We start from the raw sequence: 741 nt of genomic DNA on the forward strand, positions 1-741 counted from the left end.
CGGGAACGGCGGCGCACCGCCGCCCGGCCCGGACGACCAGTCGGGTGCCGGTGGCGGCAGCGCCGGGAACACCGCTGTGAGCACCGGCGGTGACGGGTACGTCCTGATCACCTGGTAGATCGCGGCCAGGCATTTCCCGCCCGTTCCGTCCGCACACCCACCTGCGCGGTCGCGACGGGCCTGGTCGGCGGCGGCGCGGCCGCAGGACGGTGGCGACCACGCGGCCGGGGTCGGGAAGGCCATTGGCGCGTAGGGCCGTTCTGGCTGTCCGGTCAGGGGCAGCGGAGCAGGGCGGGGCGGTCGCGGGTGCGGACGGCGGGGAGCCAGGCGGGGGTGTGGCCTGGGAGGCGGATGCGGTACCAGAGGGTGGGGGTGAGGTCTTCCTCGTTGATGACGGGGAGGCCGGTGGGGAGTTGGCAGTCGGCGTCGAGGGTGTCGTTGTGCCAGACGCGGACGGGGCCGACGTTGTCGGCGGTGTAGGGGCGCAGGGGGTCGACGGCGAGGCCGAGGCTGCACTGGGGGTCGTGGTCGGTGCGGTCCTGGCAGCCGCGTTCGGCGTTGAAGACGCGGACGTGGGCGGGCTGTCCGGGCGGCGGTTCCGGGTGTGGCCAGAGGGCGGTGGCGGTGACGGCGGCCGTGGCGCAGGAGGCCAGGGCGAGCAATGCGGTGCTCGGACGGCGCGGGCGGCGCGGGCCCCGGTCGGCGCGGATGCGCGCGAGCAGGCTCTCCGCCGTGTGCGGG

Annotated in this window: 1 pseudogene; it reads right to left on the minus strand. The window is 76.2% G+C overall.

The features are described from left to right. Positions 1 to 272: 272 nt before the first annotated feature. Positions 273 to 741: pseudogene (locus AE652_RS47695) on the minus strand (serine/threonine protein kinase); the annotation flags it as partial.

The sequence above is a fragment of the Kitasatospora sp. MY 5-36 genome (assembly GCF_001182915.1).
In the GTDB taxonomy this organism is placed as follows: domain Bacteria; phylum Actinomycetota; class Actinomycetes; order Streptomycetales; family Streptomycetaceae; genus Kitasatospora.